Here is a 17,750-nt window from a genome sequence, read left to right as displayed (position 1 = left end):
ACCCGTTGCGAAAGCTCATGGATGCCGGACTGCCACTGACCCTGTGCACAGACAATCCAGGCATCTCGCGCACGACTTTACCGGACGAGTATTTGACGGCCTCCCGAATCGTGCAGGGGGGTTGACCTTGTGGGAGGCGTTGATCCTAATGCGGCAGGCGTTCGAGCGCAGCTTCCTGCCAGCGCCTGTCCGCTCGGCACTCATGCACGCAGCCGATGCGGCAGTGATTCGCGCCTTGGACGATGCAGACTGGATGGCAGATCCCGCTGCGGTGTGAATGAAGCGGTATCCGCCACCTTTCGATGCCCGATGGCCTCAACCCAGCCGGCCTGAGCGGTAGTCGCTGATGGCTTGATAGATTTCCTGCTCGGTGTTCATCACGAAGGGGCCGTACTGGACGATGGGCTCGTTGAGCGGGCGCCCGGCGATGAGCAGGGCTTGGGCGGGGGCGTCGGCCTCGATGCGCACGCCGTCGCCTTCATTGGCCAGTACCGCCATGCGCTGTGCCGGCACCGTTTCCCCGGCAATGCGCACCGCGCCCCGGTACACATAGACGAACGCGTTGTGCGCCGCGGGCAAGGGTTGGGCGAAATGGCTGCCGGCGGGCAGGTGCAGGTCCAGGTACAGCGGCTCGGTGACCGGGCGGGTGACGGCGCCCTGCACCCCGTGGCTGTGGCCCGCAATCACCGTCACGGCCACGCCTTCGGGCGTGGTCAGCCGCGGCAGGTCGGTGGCCTGGAAGTCGCGGTACCACGGCGCGCACAGCTTGGCGCTCGAGGGCAGGTTGAGCCAGAGCTGAAAGCCCTCCATCACGCCCGCTTCCTGTTGCGGGATTTCGGAATGGATGACGCCGCGGCCAGCCGTCATCCACTGCACGCCGCCGTTTTCCAGCAGCCCTTCGTGGCCGGCGCTGTCGCGGTGCCGCATGCGTCCGGCGATCATGTAGGTCACCGTCTCGAAGCCGCGGTGCGGGTGGTCCGGGAAGCCGGCGATGTAGTCGTTCGGGTCGTCGCTGCCGAAGGCATCGAGCATGAGGAAGGGGTCGAGCCGGCGTTGCAGCGCATGCGTGAGCACGCGGGTCAGCTTCACGCCGGCGCCGTCGGACGTGGCCTGGCCAGCGACCAGCCCCTCCACGCGACGGCCGTGGTGGACGGCAGGCGATGCCGGGGCGGCAGGCAAGGGGGGCATGGTCATGTCGGGCTCCAGTGTCAGGCCAGGGCGGCGTTGAGATCGGCTTCGGCTTGCGCGAAGCCCTGTGCGGCGGCTTCGGGCCCCATGTTGAGGCCTTCGGCGTAGATGAAGCGCAGATCGGTCAAGCCCAGGAAGCCCAGCACCGTTTTGAGGTAGGGGACCTGGCTGTCGTGCGGTTGGTCGCGGTACAGGCCGCCGCGGGCCAAGGCCAAATACACCCGCTTGCCTTTGATCAGGCCTTCGGGGCCGTTGTCGGTGTAGCGGAAGGTCACGCCCGCGCGGGCGATGGCGTCGATCCAGGCTTTGAGCTGCACCGGCACGCCGAAGTTGTACATCGGCACGCCCAGCACGATCACGTCGTGCGCCTGCACCTCGGCGATGAGCGCGTCGTATTCAGCCACGATGGCGGCCTGCGCCGGCGTGCGCTGCTCAGCGGGCGTGAACACCGCGCCCAGCGCGGTTTCATCCAGCACCCGCACCGGCTGGACGGCCAGATCGCGCAGCGTCAGCGCGGCATCGGGGTGGCGCTGACGCAGCCGCTCGACGATGGCATTGGCCAGCTTGGTGGAGTTCGCCCCTTCGCGCCGGGCGCTGGCGTTGATTTGCAGGATTTTCATGAGCAGGCTTCCTTTGGGTGGGTGGATGACCTCTACTGTATTGTTGATGTTTTTGTGGCATAAAGAGGGTTTTCTGCACAACATTGTTCTGTCTATGGAACAGTTGGACGCCAATGATCTGCTGATCTTTGCCCGCATCGTGGAGGCGGGCAACCTCAGCCGGGCGGCCGAGCGCCTGGGCCTGCCCAAGAGCCGGTTGTCACGCCGGTTGGCGCAGCTCGAACGCCAGCTGGGCGAGCGGCTGCTGCTGCGCACCACGCGGCGGCTGGCTTTAACTGAGTTCGGGCAGCTGCTGCTGGAGCACGCGCGCCAGCTGGCCGCTGAGGTGGATGCGGCCACCGCGCTGAGCGAGCATCGCCAGGCGCGCCCCAGCGGCCGGCTGCGGGTTTCCATGCCCAATGACCTGGCCGTGCGGCTGCTCAGCGACGCCCTGGCCGCCTTCTCGGCCTTGCATCCCGGCATTCGGCTCGAAATCGATCTGTCGCCGCGCCGGGTGGATCTGTTGGCCGAGAAGTTTGACCTGGCGCTGCGTGTGGGCGATCCGGGACAGGACGGCTCGCTGGTGGCGCGCCGCATGGGGGTGTTCACCCACGGTCTGTATGCCAGCCCGGGCTACTTGGCCACGCACGGCGAGCCCCGCGAGCCGGGCGAACTGATGGGCCACCGGGCGGTGTTGCTCCTCAGCCGCCAGGGCGACGCCCTGCCCTGGCGGCTGAGCCGCGAGGCCCAGCACTGGGAGGGGCTGCCCCCGGGGCGGCTGCTGGCCAATGCGCCTGAGCTGCTGGCCGCTTTTGCCGTGGCCGATGCCGGCATCGCTGCCCTGCCCGACCTCACGGCCGCCGAGGCGGTGCGCCAGGGGCGGCTGCGGCGCATCCTGCCCGACTGGGCGTTGCCCTCTCACGTGGCCTGGGCCGTCTTTCCCGAGCGCCGGCTCATGCCGGCCAAAACCCGCGCCTTTCTCGACCTGCTGGAGCAGGTGCTGGCGCCGGTGCTGCAGGAGGCCCCGCCTACAATACGCTGATCGGCCGGTCGCATGGTGGCGCCGCCAAGCCCTCCCTCCACCGACGCTGTCCATGGAATACCCCGAATCGCGCGAGAAAAGCGCCGAACTGCTGCGCCAAGTGATTGCCTTGATGGGGCAGCATGACGCGCCTTTCAACCCCATCACCTACACCGTCTGGTACGAATACGCCGCGGGCCTCAATGCGCGGCTGCGCGAGGCCATCGACCGCTTCGTGCTCACCGAACCGCGGCTGAGCCAGGCCACCACCGAGCGCCTGTACCGTGAGCACGTGGCCAGCGTGGACGACAAGACCATGGATCGCATCAGCCGTGACTTCCAGCAGGTCATGAGCCATATGGCGCACCACGCCGCCCGCGCTGGCGAGCAGGCCGGCGCGTTCGACGCCGAGCTCACGCAGCTGCACGGTGCGCTCAGCGCCCAGGACGCCGAGGCCCTGCGCGCGCGTCTGCCGCGCACCCTGCAGCGCAGCCAGGCCATGCGCGACGCCACCACCGAACTGCGCACCCAGGTCGCGGCCAGCCGCGCCGAAATCGAGCGCCTGCGGGCCGATCTGGACCGCGCGCGCGAAGAGGTGTTCATCGACAGCCTGACCAAGGTCCTCAACCGCAAAGGGCTGGATCACCGGCTGGAACAGATCCTCACCCAGGCCCGGGCCGGTCAGGACGCCGGCCATGGGCTGGTGATGCTCGACATCGACCACTTCAAGCTGATCAACGACCAGCACGGCCATCTGGTCGGCGATCAAGTGCTGGCGGCCGTGGGGGAGGTCTTGCGCCAAGTCGTCACCGACCCGACGCATGTGGTGGCGCGTTACGGGGGCGAGGAGTTTGCCATCGTTCTGCCCCATGCGGGCCTGGAAGCCGCCGCAGCGCTGGCCGAAAAGGTGTGCCGCACCACCCGGGCCATGAAACTGCGCAAGCGCAATGCCCACGATGTGGTCTTGAGTGTGACCGTCTCGGCCGGTGCGGCGGTGCATCGTCCTGGGGAAAGTGCCCAGGACTGGGTGGCTCGTGCCGATGCCGCGCTCTATCGCTCCAAGCAGGCCGGGCGCGACCGCGTCACCGTGGCAGAACTTTCATAATTGTCAGTCTGATGTCAGGGAAATACAGGACAGGCAGCCGCGCGGCCCTGGCCTCATAATTGCCGGCATCATCACCGGGGCCGCGCCGAGTGCGACAGCGCCTCACAACAACCATTGGAGACCTGCATGCCCAGTTCCGTCACGTCGGCCGACAAGCCGTGGCTGAGCGCGTACCCGCCCGGGGTGCCCGCAGACATCGACGTCAGCGCCTACCGCTCGCTCGTCGGCCTGCTGGAAGAAAGCTTTGCCCGCTATGCCGACCGCGCCGCGTACAGCTTCCTCGGTCAGGACTTCCGCTACGCCACCATCGACGAACAGTCTCTGGCGCTGGCGGCCTACCTGCAAGGCAAGGGCTTGGTCAAGGGCGACCGCGTGGCCGTGATGATGCCCAACATCCCGCAGTACCCGGTGGCCGTGGCCGCCATCCTGCGCGCCGGGCTGGTGGTGGTCAATGTCAACCCCTTGTACACCGCCCGCGAGCTGGAGCACCAGCTCAAGGACTCCGGGGCCAAAGCCATCGTCATCATCGAGAACTTCGCGCACACCCTGCAAGCCTGCATCGCCAACACCCCGGTCAAGCACGTCGTGCTCTGCGCCATGGGCGACATGCTGGGCTGGCTCAAGGGCGCGCTGGTCAACCACGTGGTGCGCAAGGTCAAGAAAATGGTGCCCGCCTTCGACCTGCCCGGTGCCGTGCGCTTCAACGACGCCGTGCGCACCGGCAGCCGCATGGCGCTGGCCCCGGTGACCATCGGCCCCGATGACATGGCCGTGCTGCAGTACACGGGCGGCACCACCGGCGTGAGCAAGGGCGCCGTGCTGCTGCACCGCAACGTGATCGCCAACGTGCTGCAGTCCGAGGCCTGGAACGAGCCGGTGATGAAGAAAATTCCGCCGCACGAGCAGCCCACGGCGGTGTGCGCGTTGCCGCTGTATCACATCTTCGCCTTCACGGTGAACATGATGCTGAGCCTGCGCAACGGCGGCAAGAACATCCTCATTCCCAATCCACGCGACCTGCCTGCGGTCATCAAAGAGCTGCGTCGCCACACCTTCCACAGCTTTCCGGCGGTCAACACGCTGTTCAACGCCTTGCTCAACCACCCGGATTTCGACCAGGTAAACTGGCGCAACCTGAAGGTGTCGGTCGGCGGCGGCATGGCGGTGCAGGCCGCCGTGGCCCAGAAGTGGCTGGCGCGCACCGGCTGCCCTATCTGCGAAGGCTACGGCCTGTCCGAGACCAGCCCCTCGGCCAGTTGCAACCCCGTGACCAACACCGAATTCACCGGCACCATCGGCGTGCCGCTGCCCGGAACCCTCATGAAGTGCATCGACGACGAGGGCAACGAAGTGCCCCTGGGTCAGCCCGGCGAAATCGCCATCAAGGGCCCCCAGGTCATGGCCGGTTATTGGCAGCGTCCGGATGAAACGGCCAAGGTCATGACCGCCGACGGCTGGTTCCGAAGCGGCGACATCGGCGTCATGGACGAGCGCGGCTACTTCAAGATCGTCGATCGCAAGAAAGACATGATCCTCATCAGCGGCTTCAACGTCTATCCGAACGAAATCGAAGACGTGGTGATGGGACTCGACGGGGTGCTGGAGTGCGCGGCCGTCGGCATCCCGGATGCCCACTCCGGCGAAGCGGTGAAGTTGATCGTCGTCAAGAAAGATCCCGCGCTGACCGAGCAACATGTGCGAGACTATTGCCGAGCGCGCCTGACCGGCTACAAGCAACCCAAGGTGATCGAATTCCGCACCGAACTGCCCAAGACCCCGGTCGGCAAGATTCTGCGCCGCGAATTGCGCGACAAAGCCTGATCGGAGTCCACGCCTCATGGGTCAACGCATCGCCATCATCAGCGCCGTTCACGAAGAACTGGCCGAAATCCTGCAACTCATGCCCGACGAGCAAAAGCGCGTCGCTGGCGGCCGCACTTTCTGGAGCGGGCATCTGCAGGGGCACGAGGTGGTGGCGGTGCTCTCGGGCATCGGCAAGGTGGCGGCGGCCACCACCGCCACGGTGCTGTGCGAACGGTTCGAGCCGCAGCAGGTGATCTTCACCGGCGTGGCCGGCGGCTTGGCATTGGGCGTGGAGGTGGGCGACATCGTCGTGGGCAGCGCCTTCATGCAGCACGACCTGGACGCCTCCCCGCTCTTTCCCCGCTGGGAAGTGCCGGGCTATGGGGCCAGCCGCTTCAAGGCCGACATGGCCCTGGCCCAGGTGTTGCACGCCGCCGCTCGCGATGCCGTGACCTGGCTGCCCAAGCTGCTGGACGAAGCCGTGCTGCGCGGCCTCGGCCTGCACGCCCCGAGCGTGCATCAGGGTGAGATCGTCACCGGCGACCGTTTCGTGGCCACCGCGGCCGAATGTGCGGCTTTGCGCGCGAGCCTGCCCGAAGCGCTGGCCGTGGACATGGAAAGCGCGGCCGTGGCGCAGGTCTGCCATGACTACGGCGTGCCCTTTGCCGCCGTGCGCACCATCTCTGACCGGGCCGATGACGAGGCCCATGTGGATTTCCAGCACTTCCTGCAGCAGGTCGCGCGCCACTACAGCGGGCGCATCGTGCGCAAGGCGCTCAACCTGCTCTGAGCGCTTACTTCAGCCAGCCGCGCTTGCGGAAATAGACCATCGGGATCACGGCCGACAGAATCATCAGCACGATGGCAAAGGGGTAGCCGTAAGCCCACTCCAGCTCCGGCATGAATTGAAAGTTCATGCCGTAACTGCTGGCCACCAGCGTCGGCGGCAGCAGCGAGACGCTGGCCACCGAGAAGATTTTGATGATCTTGTTCTGGTTGATGTTGATGAAGCCGATGGTGGCATCCATCAGGAAGTTGATCTTCTCGAACATGAACGCGGTGTGGCTGTCCAGCGAGTCCAGGTCACGCAGGATCTGGCGCGCGTCCTCGAACTGCTCGGCGCTGAGCAGCCGGGTGCGCATCATGAAGCTGACGGCGCGGCGTGTGTCCATCATGTTGCGGCGGATGCGGCCCGACATGTCCTCGTGGCGGGCAATGCCGGCCAGCACTTCCGAAGCGATTTCGTCCGTCACCTGCCCGGAGAGCACCTTGCGGCTGATGCGCTCCAGGTCGTCGTAAATCTCTTCCACCGTGTCGGCGCAGTATTCGGCATCGGTGTCGAACAGGCTCAGCAGCACGTCCTTGGCGTCCTTGATGAGGCCGGGCATGCGCCGCGCCCGCAGGCGCAGCAGGCGGAACACGGGCACGTCCTCGTCGTGGATGGAAAACAGCACCCCGCGGCTCTTGAGCGATTCGTTCTGCTCGTTCAGGATGAAGGCCACCCGCACGGTGCGGGGGTTGTCCTCGTCGCCAATGAGGAAGTCGCTGCGCACATGCAGCTCGCCGTTGTCTTCCTCGAAAAAGCGCGCCGACTCCTCGATGTCCTCGGCCATCGCGTCTTCCGGAATGGACAGGCCGAAATGCTGGCGCACCCAGCGGCGTTCTTCGGGCGTTGGGGATTCGAGGTCCACCCAGATGGGTTTGAAGCGGGCCAGTTCCTCCAGCGAGTCGATTTCCTCCTGGAACAGACGGCCGTTGACCAAGGTGAACACATTGAGCATCCGATGCTCCCAGAACGCAAACGATCAGACCGAGGCCACGACCACGAGCGGTGTCTGGCGGTTCACCACCACCGGTCACCGGGCGCACGCCCGCAAAGAGAGGCGGTCGTCCGGGACGGTCTTCGAATCTCAGGACAACGCCGAATTATCGCACCGCCGAATGACGCCGCGGTGACGGGCGCCGGCGCGCGCCTGGCCGGACGAACGCGGCTTGCCCAAAACGGTGCAAACGGGCATAGTGGAGGTGAAAGAACCACGTTTCCCGGCCCGCCGCCGCCTCGGTGGCGGGCATGTCAACCAGAGCAAAGGAGGCTCTTCATGAACTTGACGATCAGTGGTCACCACCTCGAAGTCACGCCCGCGCTGCGCTCCTACGTGACGAGCAAACTCGACCGAATTTCTCGACATTTCGACCAGGTGGTGGACATCAAGGTTCTGCTGACCGTGGACAACATCAAGGAGAAAGACCACCGACAGAAAGCCGAGTGCAATATCCATGTAAAAGGCAAGGATATTTTTGCCGAGAGCACCCACGCCGACCTGTACGCCGCGGTGGACGAGCTGGCCGACAAGCTCGACCGCCAGGTGCTGCGCTACAAGACGAAAGTGCAGGAGCACCACCACGAAACGGCCAAGCGCGCGCTCCAATGAGGCCCTTGTCACGGCAGTGACATATATTGCACTGCAACAAGCCGCTTGATTTGTCAAGCGGCTTGTTTGTTTTTGGGGACTATGCAGAATGGCTCATCAGGGCATAATTTGCCCTCCGTGAGGTTGATATGAACCGTCTTTCTGCCATTTTGCCTGCCGAGCAGGTGCTGGTTGCGGTGGACGCGACCAGCAAGAAGCGTGCGTTTGAGGAAGCAGGACTGCTGTTCGAGTCGCTGCACGGGCTCAACCGTGCCCTCATCACCGACAGCCTGTTTGCCCGCGAGCGCCTGGGCTCCACCGGGCTGGGCCACGGCGTGGCCATTCCGCATGGCCGCATCAAAGGCCTCAAGCAGCCGCTGGCGGCCGTGTTCCAACTGGCCAATCCCATCGGTTTCGACGCGCCCGACGAACAGCCGGTGCGGCTGATGATCTTCCTGCTGGTGCCCGAGGCGGCCACGCAGAAGCACTTGGAAATCCTGTCCGAGATCGCCGAGCTGCTCAGCGACGCCCAACTGCGCGAGCAAATGAAGGAAAGCAAGGACGCCGCCGGCCTGCATCAGCTCATCGCCAACTGGCAGTCGGCGCACGCCGTCGCCTGACCGCCCTCTTGCCCGGGCGCCAGGTGGTGCCGGGCGCCCGTTTGTCCTGCCCATGAAACCCGCCGTCGTCAGCGCCGACGTCCTGTTCGAGGACCACCGCGAAACCCTCAAGTGGCAGTGGGCGGCCGGGCAGAGCGCGTCCGAGCGCCGCTTCGATGAAAAAGCCGTCAGCGAAGCCCGCTCCGGCGCCGATCTGGTGGGCTATCTGAACTACATCCACCCTTACCGGGTGCAGGTGCTGGGCCACCGGGAGGTGGCCTATCTGCTCAACTCCACGCCCGAAGACTGCCGTCGCCGCGTCTCGCGCATCGTGGTGCTGGAGCCGCCGGTGCTGGTGGTGGCCGATGACGCCCAGCCGCCGGCCGAACTGCTGGCCATGTGCGAACGGGCGCACATTCCGCTGTTCACCACCACCTATTCGGCCGGTTTCGTCATCGACGTGCTGCGCGCGTACCTGTCGCGCCATTTCGCCGAGCGCACCACCCTGCACGGGGTGTTCATGGACATCCTCGGGCTGGGCGTGCTCATCACCGGCGAATCCGGCCTGGGCAAAAGCGAGCTGGGGTTGGAGCTGATCTCACGCGGGCATGGGCTGGTGGCTGACGATGCGGTGGATTTCCACCGCGTCAACCAGACCACCCTTGAGGGCCGCTGCCCGGACCTGCTGCAGAATTTGCTGGAGGTGCGGGGCATCGGCCTGCTGGACATCAAGGCGATTTTTGGCGAGACGGCGGTGCGCCGCAAGATGCGTTTGCGCCTCATCGTGCACCTGGTGCGCAAGCAGACCATGGAGCGCGATTACGAACGTCTGCCGCATGAGCCGCTGTACCAGGACGTGCTGGGCGTGGCCGTGCGCAAGGCGGTGATCCAGGTGGTGGCGGGCCGCAACATCGCGGTGCTGGTGGAGGCCGCGGTGCGCAACACCATCCTGCAGCTGCGCGGCATCGATACCTATCAAGAGTTCGTGCAGCGCCAGCGCGACGCCATGCTGCGCAACGCCTGAGGCCGCGGGGCGAGGCACGGGGCGGGCATCAGCCGCGGCGGTTCTTGGCGCGGTGCTCGCAGTCGGCCTTGGTGCAATGGGCGTACAGCGACAGCGCGTGCTCCTGGATTTCGAAGCCGCGCGCCGTGGCGATGGCCTGCTGGCGCCGCTCGATTTCGGGGTCGCAGAATTCCTCCACCCGGCCGCAGTCCAGGCAGACCAGGTGGTCGTGGTGCTGGCCTTCGTTGAGCTCGTACACCGCTTTGCCGGATTCGAAGTTGCTGCGGATCAGCAGCCCGGCCTGTTCGAACTGCGTCAGCACCCGATACACCGTGGCCAGGCCGATGTCGCTGCGCTCGTCCAGCAGCACGCGGAACACGTCTTCGGCCGTCATGTGGCGCTGCTGCCCCGACTGGAAGATTTCCAGGATCTTCAGACGGGGCAGGGTGGCCTTGAGGCCGGTGCTTTTGAGTTCTTCGATGTTGGTCATGCGGGATCTCGCCGGTCGTTGCCCATGTGCCGCGCGGTGCGGCGCCGTGGCCCATCGCATCCGCCCCGGGAGCAAGGGCTACAATGCCCTGCATGATAGTACGTTGCGCCCCGTGGGCGCGCGTTTTGCCGACAAACCCGCACCCGCCACCATGATCTCACCCCTTTCGACTCGCATCCGTCTGACCGGCGCCGGTGTGCTCGCGGCGGCGGCCCTGGCGTTGCCGGGCTGCGCCAGCTTCCAGGACGCCACCGCGTCCATGAGCACCCTCGGCGGGCTGATCACCCCCTACCGCATCGACATCCTGCAAGGCAACGTGGTGGTTCGGGAGCAGGTGCAAGCCTTGCAGCCCGGCATGTCGCGCGAGCAGGTGCGCAACATTCTGGGCACGCCGCTGGTGGCCAGCGCCTTCCATGCCGACCGCTGGGATTATGTGTTCACCCTGCGGCGGCAGGGCCAGGAGCCGCAGCAGCGCCGCGTGTCGGTGTTCTTCGACGGGCCCTTGCTGCAGCGGGTGGAAGCCGACGAGCTGCCGACCGAGGAGGAGTTTGTGGCTTCGCTGGACACGCGCCGCCGCCTCGGCCGCGCCCCAGCTCTCGAAGCCAGCGAGGCGCAGCTGCGTGCCTTCCACGAGCGCTACAACACCGGCGCGGCAGCCGCCTCCGACCCACCCGCTCCGGCGGTGCCCCCGGGCACCAGCTACCCGCCGCTGGAACCTCGCTGATCCTAGCCCATGACCCACGATACCCCTTTCCGCGTCTGCGTCGCAGGCGCCAGCGGCCGCATGGGCCGCATGCTGATCGAAGCCGTCGAGGCCGCCGATGACTGCGTGCTCAGTGGCGCGTTGGACCGCCCCGACAGCCCTGCCCTGGGCCAGGATGCCGCAGCCTTTGCCGGGCAGCACAGCGGCGTGACTATCAGCGCGGACCTGGATGCCGCGCTGGCATCGAGCCGTTTCCTCATCGATTTCACCCGGCCCGAAGGCACGATGGCCCACCTGGCCGCCTGCGTGCGCCACGGCACGGCCATGGTCATCGGCACCACGGGGTTTTCCGAAGCGCAGAAGGCCGACATCGCCGCCGCGGCGCGGCAGATCCCCATCGTGCTGGCGCCCAACATGAGCGTGGGGGTCAACGTCACGCTCAAGCTGCTGGACATGGCCGCGCGCGCCCTGGCCAGCGGCTACGACATCGAAATCGTCGAAGCCCACCACCGCCACAAGGTGGACGCCCCCAGCGGCACGGCCCTGAAGATGGGTGAAGTCATTGCCCAGGCCCTGGGGCGCGACCTCAAGGACTGCGCGGTGTACGAGCGGGTGGGCCACACGGGCGAGCGAGCCGCGGGTTCCATCGGCTTTGCCACCGTGCGCGGTGGCGACGTGGTGGGCGACCACACCGTCATGTTCCTGGGCACCGGGGAACGCATCGAAATCACCCACAAATCCAGCAGCCGCGCCACCTATGCCCAGGGCAGCTTGCGGGCCGTGCGCTTTCTGGCCGGCCAGGAGCGCGGCCTGTACGACATGTTCGACGTGCTGAACCTGCGCTGAGCTTTTTCACCGACCGTAGACCATGCAAGACAAATACACCCCGCAGGACGTGGAGCGCGCCGCTCACGCCGACTGGCGCGAGCGCGACGCCTACCGCGTCCACGAACACGCCACCGACGCCCAGGGCCAGCCCAAGCCCAAGTTCTACGCCTGCTCCATGCTGCCTTACCCCAGCGGCAAGCTGCACATGGGCCATGTGCGCAACTACACCATCAACGACATGATGGCGCGCCAACTGCGCATGCGGGGCTACAACGTGCTCATGCCCATGGGCTGGGACGCTTTCGGCCTGCCGGCGGAAAACGCCGCCATCAAGAACAAGGTGCCCCCGGCCCAGTGGACCTACGACAACATCGCCTACATGAAGCGGCAGATGCAGGCCATGGGCTTGGCCATCGACTGGAGCCGCGAGGTGGCCACCTGCTCGCCCGACTACTACAAATGGAACCAGTGGCTGTTCCTGAAGATGCTGGAAAAGGGCATTGCCTACCGCAAGACGCAGGTGGTCAACTGGGACCCGGTGGACCAGACCGTGCTGGCCAACGAGCAGGTCATCGACGGGCGCGGCTGGCGCACCGGCGCCCTGGTGGAAAAGCGCGAGATTCCGGGCTATTACCTCAACATCACCGCCTATGCCGACGAACTCTTGCAGCATGTGCAGATCGGCCACCCCCAAGCCACGCTGGACGGCTGGCCCGACAAGGTGCGGCTGATGCAGGAAAACTGGATCGGCAAGAGCGAGGGCGTGCGCTTTGCCTTCCCGCACGACATTCGCGGTGCCGACGGCCAGTTGATCGGTGACGGCCGGATGTACGTCTTCACCACCCGCGCCGACACCATCATGGGCGTGACCTTCTGCGCCGTGGCGCCGGAGCACCCGCTGGCGCAGCACGCCGCTGCCGCCAACCCGGCGCTGGCCGCCTTCATCGAAGACTGCAAGAAAGGCGGCACGACGGAGGCCGAGCTCGCGTTGAAGGAAAAAGCAGGCATGCCCACCGGGTTGGCGGTGAGGCACCCGCTGACCGGCCAAGCCGTGCCCGTGTGGGTGGGCAACTACGTGCTGATGAGTTATGGCGATGGCGCCGTGATGGGCGTGCCCGCCCACGACGAGCGCGACTTCGCATTCGCGAAAAAGTACGGCCTGCCGATCCAGCCGGTCATCGCGGTGGAGGGGGAGACGTTCTCGTCCGACGCCTGGGCCGAGTGGTACGCCGACAAGCAGCGGGGCCGCTGCATCGATTCCGGGCCGCTCGACGGCCTGCCTTACCAGGCCGCGGTGGACAAGGTGGCCGAGCTGCTGGCCGCCCAAGGCTTGGGCGAGAAAAAAGTCACCTACCGTTTGCGCGACTGGGGCATCAGCCGCCAACGCTACTGGGGCACGCCGATCCCGATCATCCACTGCGACGACTGCGGCCCGGTGCCCGTGCCGTACGAAGACCTGCCGGTGCGCCTGCCCGAAGACCTGGTGCCTGACGGCAGCGGCAACCCGTTGACCCGATGCGAGGCGTTCCTGAAAGTGGACTGCCCGAAGTGCGGCAAGCCCGCACGGCGCGAGACCGACACCATGGACACCTTCGTGGATTCGTCCTGGTACTTCATGCGCTACTGCGACCCGACCAACGCCGATGCGATGGTGGCCGAAGGCACCCGCTACTGGATGCCGATGGACCAGTACATCGGCGGCATCGAGCACGCCATCTTGCACCTGCTGTATGCGCGTTTCTGGACCAAGGTGATGCGCGACCTGGGGCTGGTGCAGGTGGACGAGCCCTTCAAGCGATTGCTCACGCAAGGCATGGTGCTCAACCACATCTACAGCCGCCGCACCGCCAAGGGCGGCAAGGAATACTTCTGGCCGCACGATGTGGAGCATGTGCACGACGACAGCGGCAAGATCGTTGGCGCCAAGCTCAAGCGCGATGTCGATAGCGCCGATGGCCTGTTGCCGGCCGGCACGCCCATCGATTACGAGGGCGTGGGCACGATGTCCAAGTCCAAGAACAACGGCGTCGATCCGCAGGACCTGATCGAGAAATACGGCGCCGACACCGCGCGGCTCTACACCATGTTCACCGCGCCGCCGGAGGCCACGCTGGAGTGGAACGACGCCGCCGTCGAAGGCAGCTACCGCTTCCTGCGCCGCGTCTGGGCCTTTGGGCACAAGCTGTCGCAAGTCGATTGGTCCCAGACGGCTGATCAGACGCAAGGGGCCCATTCCTTGGCCGAGGTGGCTTTCGGCAAAACCGCCAAGGCCCTGCGGCGCGACATCCACACCGTGCTCAAGCAGGTGGACTACGACTACCAGCGCATGCAGTACAACACCGTGGTGTCGGGCTGCATGAAGATGCTCAACGCGCTGGAAGCCGCGCTCGATTCGGCCAGCCAGGACGCCGCCGGCCTGGGGGTGGCGCTGATCGAAGGCTTTGGCATCCTGCTGCGTTGCCTCTACCCGGCCACGCCGCACATCACCCACGTGCTGTGGCAAGAACTGGGCTACGTCCATACCTTGGGCGATTTGCTCGATGCGCCTTGGCCGCGCGTCGATGAAAGCGCGCTGGTGCAGGACGAGATCGAACTGGTGCTGCAAATCAACGGCAAGTTGCGCGGCTCCATCCTGGTGCCGGCGCAGGCCGACCAAGCCGTCATCGAGGCCGCGGCCCTGGCCAGCGAAGCGGTGCAAAAGCAGGCCAACGGGGCCTCGCCCAAAAAAGTGGTGGTGGTGCCTGGGCGCTTGGTCAACGTGGTGGTGTGAGCCCATGCGCCGCTTGCCATCTTGCGACCACGAACGCCGGCGCGTCTGGCTCCAAGGGCTGTGCGTGGTGGGGGCCGCGTCGCTGTTGAGCGCCTGCGGGTTTCGTCTGCGCGGCAGCCACACGTCGCTGGCCTTTGAGCGCGTGTGGATCAACAGCCCGGCCGAGACCGACACCCTGCGCCGGCTCGCGGCCCAATTGCAGGGCAGCGGCGTGGCGGTTCGGTGGTCGGCCCCCGGCCCTCAGGATGCTCCCGTCGATGTGGTGCTGGACGTGGCGCAGGACCAGCGCGAACGCGTGGTCGTGGGCACCACGGCCGCGGGCCAGGTGCGCGAATTGGTGTTGCGCCAGCGGGTGCGGTTTCGCCTGCGCACGCCGGCCGGCCGCGAGTTGATCCCCGACACCGAACTGGTGCAAGAGCGTGAGCTCAGCTTCACCGAAACCCAGGTGCTGGGCAAGGAAACCGAGGAGGCCCTGCTGTACCGCGACATAGAGCAAGCCATCGTGCGCCAGTGGATGGCGCGGCTGGCGGCGGTGCGTTTGGGTTGATCAGCGGGCCGGGCGGGGCTGGCGCATCAGCGTGCTCTTGCCAAACAGGCTTTCCACCAGGTCCACCGCCAGCAAGGCGGTTTTGTTGCGCACATCCAGCGCCGGGTTCAGCTCCACGATGTCCAGCGACCCGAGCCGGCCGGTGTCGGCGATCATTTCCATGCACAGCTGGGCTTCACGATAGGTGGGGCCGCCCGGCACGGTGGTGCCCACCCCGGGGGCGATCTCGGGGTCCAGGAAGTCCACGTCGAAGCTGACGTGCAGGTGGGTGTGCTCGTCCAGACCGGCCAGCGCTTGTTCCATGGCATGGCGCATGCCGTGCTCATCGATGTAGCGCATGTCGAACACCTCCAGCCCTTGCTCGTGGACGAAGCGTTTCTCGCCGGGGTCCACGCTGCGGATGCCGATTTGCCGGATCTGATGCGGCTGCAAGGCCGGCGCTTCGCCGCCCATGTGAGTCAGTTCGCGTGGGCCGAAACCGCACAGGCACGCCACGGGCATGCCGTGCACGTTGCCGCTGGGGGTCAGCTCGCTGGTGTTGAAGTCGGCATGGGCATCGAGCCACAGCACCCGCAGCTTGCGGCCTTGTTGGCGGCAATGGCGCGCTACCGCGGCGATGCTGCCCAGGCCCAGGCTGTGGTCGCCCCCGAGCAAGATGGGCAGATGGCCGCTCGCCAGTTCGGCCGAGACGGCGTCGAACACCGCGCGGTTCCAGGCAACCACCTCGGCCAGGTGCCGGTAGCCCTGCACCGGGGGCAGCCAGGGGTTGGGCGGGCCGCTGAGGTTGCCGCGGTCGTGAACCTCCAGCCCGTGGTGGGTCAGCGCCGCCACGATGCCGGCCACGCGCAGGGCTTCGGGCCCCATCGACGCTCCGCGGGCGCCGGCGCCCACATCGGTGGGGGCGCCAATCAGGCTGGCTCGCAGGGGGGCAGCGGTGCTCAAAGGGCTCATCGGGTCAAACTCCAGGCCACGGCGGGCATGCCGGTTCGCATCAGGCGGCGCAGGCAGCCGCCGCCGTCGGCGCCCCGGCTGGGGTGGCATCCAGCAGGCCAAACAGGTTCTTCGGGTCGCTCAGCTGCGGAATCAGGTCCAGGCTTTGCGCCAAGCGGGGATGTTCCTGCAACAAGGCATGCAAGGTGCGCAGGGCGGAGAAATCTTCCAATGCAAATCCCACGGAGTCAAATACCGTGACCTCCTGCGGGTGGGCACGGCCCGGCGCGCGGCCTTGTAGCACGTCGGCAAATTCGGTGACCGCGAAGTCCGCCGGCATTTGCTGGATTTCGCCTTCGATGCGCGATTGTGGCTCGTATTCGACGACGACCCGCGCATCGGCGCGGCGCAAAATGTCGGGGTGCAGTTCGGTCTTGCCCGGGCAGTCGCCGCCGACGGCGTTGAGGTGCATGCCCGGCTCGATCATCTCGGGCAACAAGATGGTGGCGTTGCGCTTGTCGGCCGTGGCCGTGGTCACGATGTCGGCGCCGGCCACGGCTTGGGCGGTGCTGGCGCAGATGTGCCAGCGCAGCCCGGGCAACTGCATGCGCTGCAGGTTGGCGGCCAGTTTGGCGCTGGCGTGTGCGTCGGTGTCGAACAGGCGCAATTCGCGCACGCCCAGGCCGTGATAGAAAGCCAAGGCTTGGAATTCGCTCTGGGCCCCATTGCCGATCAGGGCCATGCAACGGCTCTCGGGCCGAGCCATGTGCCGCGCCGCCAGCACCGACATCGCCGCGGTGCGCAGCGCCGTCGTCAGCGTCAGCTCCGACAGCAACAGCGGGTAGCCCGTGTCCACGTCGGACAGCACGCCGAAAGCCGTGACCGTCAACAGCCCTTCGGCGGTGTTTTTGGGGTGGCCGTTGACGTACTTGAAGCAGTACCAGCGCCCGTCGCTGGTAGGCATGAGCTCGATCACCCCGACCGCCGAATGGATGGCATGCCGGGGCGATTTGTCGAACTGCCCCCAGCGCCGGTAGTCGGCCTCGATTTCGCGCTCCAGTCGCTGCAAGAAGGCCGGCATGCCCACGTGGGCCAACAACTGCCGGACATGGTGAACACCGAGGTAATGGACCATGGTTGCGTCTCCTGAATCTGGGTGGGTGCCGGTTGTGTGCAAAACCAGCGTCACGCCTATTGTCCAGAGCGGCTGAGCCAAAGAAAGACAGAAAATTGTTCAAAAACATGCATAAATAGCGCAAAATGCCAGTATTTATTGACGATATGACGAATGCATGGACGATCTCGACCGCCGCTTGATCAGCGAATTGCGTGACAATGCGCGCCTGCCGGTGGCCACGTTGGCGCAGCGGCTCGGCGTGTCGCGCGGCACGGTGCAGAACCGGCTGCATCGGCTGGAGGCCGATGGCACCATCGTTGGCTACACGGTACGCTTGCGGCCCCAGGTGCAGGCGCATCGCATTCGGGCCTGGACCATGATTGCCGTGGATGGCAACCGCACCGAGCAAGTGCTGCGGGCGCTGCGCGGCGACCCGGCGGTGGTCGAGCTGCACACCACCAATGGCCGTTGGGACATCGTCGCCGAGCTCCACGCCCAGTCGCTGGAAGCATTCGATCAGGTGCTCAGCCGCATCCGGCTGCTCGATGGCATTGCCAGCAGCGAAACCAGTTTGCTGCTGTCCACCCTGAAGCTGTGAGCAGGCTGCCCGGCGGGTTCCCTGCGCGAGCGTCGATT

At 66.3% G+C, this 17,750-nt stretch carries 18 protein-coding genes; 12 read left to right on the top strand and 6 right to left on the bottom strand.

Going from position 1 to position 17,750, the window contains the following annotated elements:
- Positions 1–315 precede the first annotated feature (315 nt).
- Positions 316–1,188, bottom strand: coding sequence for a pirin family protein (locus tag DFR43_RS03490; protein WP_211338594.1), 873 nt, complete (start codon positions 1,186–1,188; stop codon positions 316–318).
- 20 nt (positions 1,189–1,208) lie between these two features.
- A complete protein-coding gene (locus DFR43_RS03485) occupies positions 1,209–1,808 on the bottom strand; it encodes an FMN-dependent NADH-azoreductase (protein WP_133595977.1) in 600 nt (199 codons plus the stop codon).
- 94 nt (positions 1,809–1,902) lie between these two features.
- On the opposite strand from DFR43_RS03485, the gene DFR43_RS03480 reads away from it, so the two are divergent.
- From DFR43_RS03480 to DFR43_RS03465, 4 genes are all read left to right on the top strand, one after another.
- The gene (locus tag DFR43_RS03480; RefSeq protein ID WP_133595976.1) at positions 1,903–2,829 is read left to right on the top strand and encodes a LysR family transcriptional regulator; all 927 of its coding nucleotides are present in this window, start codon (positions 1,903–1,905) and stop codon (positions 2,827–2,829) included.
- Between the two features lie 52 nt (positions 2,830–2,881).
- Positions 2,882–3,913: a GGDEF domain-containing protein gene (locus DFR43_RS03475; RefSeq protein ID WP_133595975.1), complete on the top strand. Its 1,032-nt coding sequence runs from the start codon at positions 2,882–2,884 to the stop codon at positions 3,911–3,913.
- A gap of 126 nt (positions 3,914–4,039) precedes the next feature.
- Positions 4,040–5,734 (top strand): long-chain-fatty-acid--CoA ligase, encoded by a 1,695-nt coding sequence (locus tag DFR43_RS03470; protein WP_133595974.1) that lies wholly within the window; start codon positions 4,040–4,042, stop codon positions 5,732–5,734.
- Positions 5,735–5,750: 16 nt separating this feature from the next.
- On the top strand, positions 5,751–6,506 hold the full coding sequence (locus tag DFR43_RS03465; protein ID WP_133595973.1) for a 5'-methylthioadenosine/adenosylhomocysteine nucleosidase: 756 nt from the start codon (positions 5,751–5,753) through the stop codon (positions 6,504–6,506).
- Between the two features lie 4 nt (positions 6,507–6,510).
- Here the strand turns inward: DFR43_RS03465 and corA are convergent, their stop codons facing one another.
- Positions 6,511–7,497 carry a magnesium/cobalt transporter CorA gene (corA, locus tag DFR43_RS03460; RefSeq protein WP_133595972.1) on the bottom strand — a complete coding sequence of 329 codons (987 nt, stop codon included), beginning with the start codon at positions 7,495–7,497 and terminating at the stop codon, positions 6,511–6,513.
- 318 nt (positions 7,498–7,815) lie between these two features.
- Here corA and hpf point away from each other — a divergent pair, with 318 nt between their 5' ends.
- The 3 genes from hpf to hprK all read left to right on the top strand — a co-directional run bounded on the left by hpf (position 7,816) and on the right by hprK (position 9,750).
- Positions 7,816–8,148 carry a ribosome hibernation-promoting factor, HPF/YfiA family gene (gene hpf / locus DFR43_RS03455; RefSeq protein ID WP_133595971.1) on the top strand — a complete coding sequence of 111 codons (333 nt, stop codon included), beginning with the start codon at positions 7,816–7,818 and terminating at the stop codon, positions 8,146–8,148.
- A 128-nt stretch (positions 8,149–8,276) separates the two neighbouring features.
- Positions 8,277–8,747, top strand: coding sequence for a PTS sugar transporter subunit IIA (locus DFR43_RS03450; RefSeq protein ID WP_133595970.1), 471 nt, complete (start codon positions 8,277–8,279; stop codon positions 8,745–8,747).
- Between the two features lie 52 nt (positions 8,748–8,799).
- Positions 8,800–9,750 (top strand): HPr(Ser) kinase/phosphatase, encoded by a 951-nt coding sequence (gene hprK, locus DFR43_RS03445; protein ID WP_133595969.1) that lies wholly within the window; start codon positions 8,800–8,802, stop codon positions 9,748–9,750.
- Between the two features lie 28 nt (positions 9,751–9,778).
- Here the strand turns inward: hprK and fur are convergent, their stop codons facing one another.
- The gene (gene fur / locus DFR43_RS03440; protein ID WP_133595968.1) at positions 9,779–10,219 is read right to left on the bottom strand and encodes a ferric iron uptake transcriptional regulator; all 441 of its coding nucleotides are present in this window, start codon (positions 10,217–10,219) and stop codon (positions 9,779–9,781) included.
- Between the two features lie 151 nt (positions 10,220–10,370).
- Here fur and DFR43_RS03435 point away from each other — a divergent pair, with 151 nt between their 5' ends.
- The 4 genes from DFR43_RS03435 to DFR43_RS03420 are packed head-to-tail and all read left to right on the top strand — an operon-like array spanning position 10,371 to position 15,067.
- Positions 10,371–10,943: an outer membrane protein assembly factor BamE gene (locus DFR43_RS03435; RefSeq protein WP_133595967.1), complete on the top strand. Its 573-nt coding sequence runs from the start codon at positions 10,371–10,373 to the stop codon at positions 10,941–10,943.
- Positions 10,944–10,952: 9 nt separating this feature from the next.
- A complete protein-coding gene (gene dapB / locus DFR43_RS03430; RefSeq protein ID WP_133595966.1) occupies positions 10,953–11,768 on the top strand; it encodes a 4-hydroxy-tetrahydrodipicolinate reductase in 816 nt (271 codons plus the stop codon).
- Between the two features lie 22 nt (positions 11,769–11,790).
- On the top strand, positions 11,791–14,520 hold the full coding sequence (gene leuS, locus DFR43_RS03425) for a leucine--tRNA ligase (RefSeq protein ID WP_133595965.1): 2,730 nt from the start codon (positions 11,791–11,793) through the stop codon (positions 14,518–14,520).
- Positions 14,521–14,524: 4 nt separating this feature from the next.
- Positions 14,525–15,067: an LPS-assembly lipoprotein LptE gene (locus DFR43_RS03420; protein ID WP_133595964.1), complete on the top strand. Its 543-nt coding sequence runs from the start codon at positions 14,525–14,527 to the stop codon at positions 15,065–15,067.
- On the opposite strand, the gene rocF is transcribed toward DFR43_RS03420, so the two are convergent.
- Together rocF and DFR43_RS03410 are read right to left on the bottom strand one after the other, a co-directional pair.
- Positions 15,068–16,018, bottom strand: coding sequence for an arginase (gene rocF, locus DFR43_RS03415; protein WP_133595963.1), 951 nt, complete (start codon positions 16,016–16,018; stop codon positions 15,068–15,070).
- Between the two features lie 40 nt (positions 16,019–16,058).
- On the bottom strand, positions 16,059–17,132 hold the full coding sequence (locus DFR43_RS03410; protein ID WP_133595962.1) for an ornithine cyclodeaminase: 1,074 nt from the start codon (positions 17,130–17,132) through the stop codon (positions 16,059–16,061).
- A 157-nt stretch (positions 17,133–17,289) separates the two neighbouring features.
- Here DFR43_RS03410 and DFR43_RS03405 point away from each other — a divergent pair, with 157 nt between their 5' ends.
- Positions 17,290–17,712: an Lrp/AsnC family transcriptional regulator gene (locus DFR43_RS03405; protein WP_133595961.1), complete on the top strand. Its 423-nt coding sequence runs from the start codon at positions 17,290–17,292 to the stop codon at positions 17,710–17,712.
- Positions 17,713–17,750 lie beyond the last annotated feature (38 nt).

The organism is Tepidicella xavieri (assembly GCF_004363315.1).
Lineage (GTDB): Bacteria > Pseudomonadota > Gammaproteobacteria > Burkholderiales > Burkholderiaceae_C > Tepidicella > Tepidicella xavieri.
The sequence above is the reverse complement of the archived record's forward strand: the minus strand, read 5'-3'. Positions and strand labels throughout refer to the sequence as shown.

Excerpts from the sequence above, each read along its gene's own strand:
- DFR43_RS03490 (WP_211338594.1), bottom strand. The coding sequence starts at position 1,188 with ATGCCCCCCTTGCCTGCCGCCCCGGCATCGCCTGCCGTCCACCACGGC.
- DFR43_RS03485 (WP_133595977.1), bottom strand. The coding sequence starts at position 1,808 with ATGAAAATCCTGCAAATCAACGCCAGCGCCCGGCGCGAAGGGGCGAAC.
- DFR43_RS03480 (WP_133595976.1), top strand. The coding sequence starts at position 1,903 with ATGGAACAGTTGGACGCCAATGATCTGCTGATCTTTGCCCGCATCGTG.
- DFR43_RS03475 (WP_133595975.1), top strand. The coding sequence starts at position 2,882 with ATGGAATACCCCGAATCGCGCGAGAAAAGCGCCGAACTGCTGCGCCAA.
- DFR43_RS03470 (WP_133595974.1), top strand. The coding sequence starts at position 4,040 with ATGCCCAGTTCCGTCACGTCGGCCGACAAGCCGTGGCTGAGCGCGTAC.
- DFR43_RS03465 (WP_133595973.1), top strand. The coding sequence starts at position 5,751 with ATGGGTCAACGCATCGCCATCATCAGCGCCGTTCACGAAGAACTGGCC.
- corA (WP_133595972.1), bottom strand. The coding sequence starts at position 7,497 with ATGCTCAATGTGTTCACCTTGGTCAACGGCCGTCTGTTCCAGGAGGAA.
- hpf (WP_133595971.1), top strand. The coding sequence starts at position 7,816 with ATGAACTTGACGATCAGTGGTCACCACCTCGAAGTCACGCCCGCGCTG.
- DFR43_RS03450 (WP_133595970.1), top strand. The coding sequence starts at position 8,277 with ATGAACCGTCTTTCTGCCATTTTGCCTGCCGAGCAGGTGCTGGTTGCG.
- hprK (WP_133595969.1), top strand. The coding sequence starts at position 8,800 with ATGAAACCCGCCGTCGTCAGCGCCGACGTCCTGTTCGAGGACCACCGC.
- fur (WP_133595968.1), bottom strand. The coding sequence starts at position 10,219 with ATGACCAACATCGAAGAACTCAAAAGCACCGGCCTCAAGGCCACCCTG.
- DFR43_RS03435 (WP_133595967.1), top strand. The coding sequence starts at position 10,371 with ATGATCTCACCCCTTTCGACTCGCATCCGTCTGACCGGCGCCGGTGTG.
- dapB (WP_133595966.1), top strand. The coding sequence starts at position 10,953 with ATGACCCACGATACCCCTTTCCGCGTCTGCGTCGCAGGCGCCAGCGGC.
- leuS (WP_133595965.1), top strand. The coding sequence starts at position 11,791 with ATGCAAGACAAATACACCCCGCAGGACGTGGAGCGCGCCGCTCACGCC.
- DFR43_RS03420 (WP_133595964.1), top strand. The coding sequence starts at position 14,525 with ATGCGCCGCTTGCCATCTTGCGACCACGAACGCCGGCGCGTCTGGCTC.
- rocF (WP_133595963.1), bottom strand. The coding sequence starts at position 16,018 with ATGAGCCCTTTGAGCACCGCTGCCCCCCTGCGAGCCAGCCTGATTGGC.
- DFR43_RS03410 (WP_133595962.1), bottom strand. The coding sequence starts at position 17,132 with ATGGTCCATTACCTCGGTGTTCACCATGTCCGGCAGTTGTTGGCCCAC.
- DFR43_RS03405 (WP_133595961.1), top strand. The coding sequence starts at position 17,290 with ATGGACGATCTCGACCGCCGCTTGATCAGCGAATTGCGTGACAATGCG.